Source organism: Plantactinospora sp. A48 (assembly GCF_055793945.1).
This window is the reverse complement of the sequence record NZ_JBTIXF010000118.1, coordinates 1-3,488: the sequence shown is the minus strand read 5'-3', so window position 1 is coordinate 3,488 and position 3,488 is coordinate 1. Positions and strand designations below refer to the sequence as shown.

Annotated in this window: 3 protein-coding genes; 2 read left to right on the top strand and 1 reads right to left on the bottom strand. The window is 74.5% G+C overall.

The features are described 5' to 3' along the window. Positions 1 to 64 precede the first annotated feature (64 nt). Both ACXN5W_RS30115 and ACXN5W_RS30110 read left to right on the top strand, forming a co-directional pair. Positions 65 to 436 (top strand): chorismate mutase, encoded by a 372-nt coding sequence (locus ACXN5W_RS30115; RefSeq protein ID WP_473161775.1) that lies wholly within the window; start codon positions 65 to 67, stop codon positions 434 to 436. Beyond that, on the top strand, positions 433 to 1,893 hold the full coding sequence (locus ACXN5W_RS30110; protein WP_473161774.1) for a UbiD family decarboxylase: 1,461 nt from the start codon (positions 433 to 435) through the stop codon (positions 1,891 to 1,893). The genes ACXN5W_RS30115 and ACXN5W_RS30110 overlap by 4 nt, the downstream gene beginning before the upstream one ends. Here ACXN5W_RS30110 and pdxR read toward each other — a convergent pair. Further along, a complete protein-coding gene (pdxR, locus tag ACXN5W_RS30105) occupies positions 1,838 to 3,349 on the bottom strand; it encodes a MocR-like pyridoxine biosynthesis transcription factor PdxR (RefSeq protein WP_473161773.1) in 1,512 nt (503 codons plus the stop codon). The two genes, ACXN5W_RS30110 and pdxR, sit on opposite strands and share 56 nt — an antisense overlap. Positions 3,350 to 3,488 lie beyond the last annotated feature (139 nt).

Below are 3,488 nucleotides of genomic sequence, written 5' to 3'. Positions count from 1 at the left end.
GATCGGTGGTGGGGGGGTGTGCTGCGGTGTGGGTGTTTGTTTGTTGCCTTTTGTGTTCCCGCTCTTGCCTCTCCCCTCTCCCCCCCCCCCCCCCCCCCCCCCCACCGGGGGTCCGGCCCGGATCACCGAGCTGCGTGGCACCATCGACCGCCTCGACGAGCAGATCGTCGGACTGCTCGCGGCACGGACCCGGGTCGTCCGGGAACTGACCGTGTACAAGACGGACGAGCCGACCGTCCGGTCGCCCAACCGGGTCCAGCAGGTGCTCGACCGGGTACGCGGGCTGGCCGACCGGCACGGCATGCCGCCCGAGGTGGCCGTGGCGACGTACCGCGCGCTGATCGAGGAGCTGACCCGGATGCAGCTGGAGATGCTGGCGGAGCGCCGCGCCTCGGGGGTACCCGAGCCCCGTGCGGTGGGGTCGGGGCAGCCATGACCCGTCGCCCGCCGGTCGACCTGCGGCACGCGCTGGCCACGCTCGACCCGCTGCCCGGCGAGCTGGTCCGGGTGGCCGCCGAACTGCCCGCCCGGTACGGCATCTCGGCCCACTACGCCCGCTGGGCCGGCGCGCCCGCCGCGCCGCCCACCGGGCCCGGCCCGGCGGTGCTGTTCGATCGGGTACGGCCGGACCACGGCCCCACCCGGGCCGTCCTGATGGGGCTCTACGGCACCCGCCGGCGGGCCGCCGGTCTGCTCGGCTGCACCCCGGCCGAGCTGCCGCACCGGCTGCTCGCGGCGGTGGCCGCACCTCGGCCACCCGTACCGGCGGCCGATCCCGGCCGGTGGCCGCGGGAGTCGCTGCCGCTGGACCTGACGGCGCTGCCGATCCCGGTTCTCACCGACGAGGACGCCGGGCCGTACCTGACCCTGGGCGCCGTGCTCGCCACCGATCCGGAAACCGGGGTACGGAACGTGTCCGTACACCGCATGTGTGTGCAGGGGCCGGACACCCTGACCATCTGGATGGTCCCCGGCCGGGACCTCGAACTCGCCTACGCGGCGGCCCTGCGCCGCGGCCGGCCGCTGCCGGTGGCGATCCACCTGGGGCTCGGTCCGGCCGTCCTCCTGGCCTCCTGCTGCCCGGGCTCGCTGGCGCCACCCGGCCTGGACGAGTTGGGGGTGGCCGGAGCGCTGGCCGGTCAACCGGTGGAACTGCTGCGCTGCCGCACGGTGGACGCCGATTTCATCGCGCACTCCGAGTACGTGCTGGAGGGCGAGGTGCTGGCCGACCGCGCGCCGGAGAACCGGCACGGCGTGGTGGCCACCCCGGAGTTCCTCGGCTACCAGGGTCGGGCGCACCCGTCGTTGCCGCTGGTCCGGATCACCGCGATCACCGCCCGGGAGAGCCCGATCCTGCAGGCGGTCTCCGGCCCCGGGCACGAGCAGTCGGTGCTGCTCGGCTTCGGCATGGAGGCGGCGGTGCTGGACCTGCTGCGGCGCCGGAACACCCCGGCCCGCTCGGCGCACTGCCACACGGCCGGCGGTGGTCAGCTCATGGTGGTGTTGCAGTGGCCCGCGAAGCGCGATCCGGGCGACGACGCCACGGTCCGGGCGGCCGGCGAGGCCGTGCTGGAGGAGTTCCGGATGGCCAAGCTGGTGCTCTGCGTCGACGAGGACGTCGACATCGAGTCCGACCAGGACCTGTGGTGGGCGATGGTCACCCGGTTCCAGGCCGACCAGGATCTGCTGGTGCTGCCGGACCGGGCCGGTTTCCCGCTGGACCCGAGCCAGCACACCGGCTACTCCCGGGCGCTGTCCGCGGACGGCCGCACGGCGAAGGCGGTCTTCGACTGCACCGTGCCGTACGCCCAGCGGGCCCGGTTCCGCCGGCCCCGGTTCACCGAGCCGGTGCTGCCCGAACCGCGGCAGCCAGCCGCGCGATTCCCTCGGTGATCCGCGCGGCTGGCAGCGCCGCGTACCCGATCAGGAAGGTCGGCTCGGTCGGCGGCTCGGTGACGAAGTAGCCGGAGGCGGGGTAGATCCGCACCCCACGGGCCGCGGCGGCCCGCACGAGGTCCGCCTCGTCAGCGCCCGCCGCGCCGGCCAGGGTCACCAGCACGTGCAGCCCGGCGGCCGCGCCCGAGATCCGCACCCCGGCGCCGAAATGCTCGTAGAGCGACTCCATCAGCCGGGCGCGGCGCTGCCGGTAGAGGCGGTCCATCCGGCCGATGTGTCGGCCGTACGCGCCGGAGGCGATGAACTCGGCAAGTGCCTCCTGGGTCACCGTCGGGGTCAGCCGGTCGGTGATCCACTTGATCCCGAGGAAGGGCCGGACCAGCCGGGGCGGCAGGACCGCGTACCCGATGCGCAGGGACGGGAAGAGGGTCTTGCTGAAGCTGCCGACGTAGGCCACGTCGGCTCCCTGCGGATCGGCGGCCAGCGCCGGCAGGCGTTCGGCGGCGAAGGTGAACTCGTTGTGGTAATCGTCCTCCAGCACCGTCGCGCCGTGCTCGCGGGCCCAGCGCAGCAGCGCCCGCCGGCGTCGTTCGGACATGATGAACCCGGTGGGGAACTGGTGCGACGGGGTGACGTAGACCAGTCGTACCCGGTCCGGATCATGGCCGTACGCGCGGACCTGGCACTCGATCTGGTCGACCCGCAGGCCCTCCTCGTCGACCGGGACCGGCACCACCGCGGCCCGCGAGTAACCGAAGATCTGGCGCAGCACCGTGTGGCTCGGATCTTCGATCACCACCACGTCGTCCGGGCCGACCAGCAGCCGGACCAGGATGTCCATCGCCTGGGTGGCACCGCTGGTCACCACCATGTGCTTGCGGTCCGCGTCCAGCGCCCGGCTGCGGCGCAGCAGCGCGGTGATCTGGTCCCGTAGCGCGGGGGACCCCTCGGCCGGGCCGTAGCCCAGCGCCGCCGCGTCGGCCCGGCTCATCGCCTCGGCCAGCGACTGCCGCCAGCGGGTGACCGGGAAGTTGGTCAGGGCGGGGGTGCCGTGCCGGAAGTCGTACGCCAAGTCCGTCTGGTGCATCGGTGCCGGCTCCCACGGCTTCCACAGCCGGCTGCCGGCGTCGGTCGGTAGCGGCGGCTCCGGATACAGGGCGCCTCGCGGGGCCGGCACGGCGGGCCGGACCCGGTCGGGCGGGTTGCCGCTGACCCGGGTGCCGGAGCCGCGTCGCGAGGTCAGTACCCCGTTGGCGCGCAGCAGCTCGTAGGCCCGGGTGACCACGGTCCGGGACACGCCGAGCTGCTCGGCCAGTTCCCGGCTCGGCGGCAGCGGGTCGCCGGGGTGCAGCCGGCCAGTCCGCACGGATCCGCTGATCTGCTCGCAGAGCTGCTGCTGCAGCGGCACCGCGCTGCCCCGATCCAGTAGGACGAGTAGTTGGGACGAACCCACCTGCGCACTCTCCGTTACCCCGATCAACGCCGGTCCGAGTCTAAGCGCCTGCGGCGGGGGGGGGGGGGGGGGGGGGGGGGGGGGGGGGGGGGGGGGGGGGGGGGGGGGGGGGGGGGGGGGGGGGGGGGGGGAGGAGGGA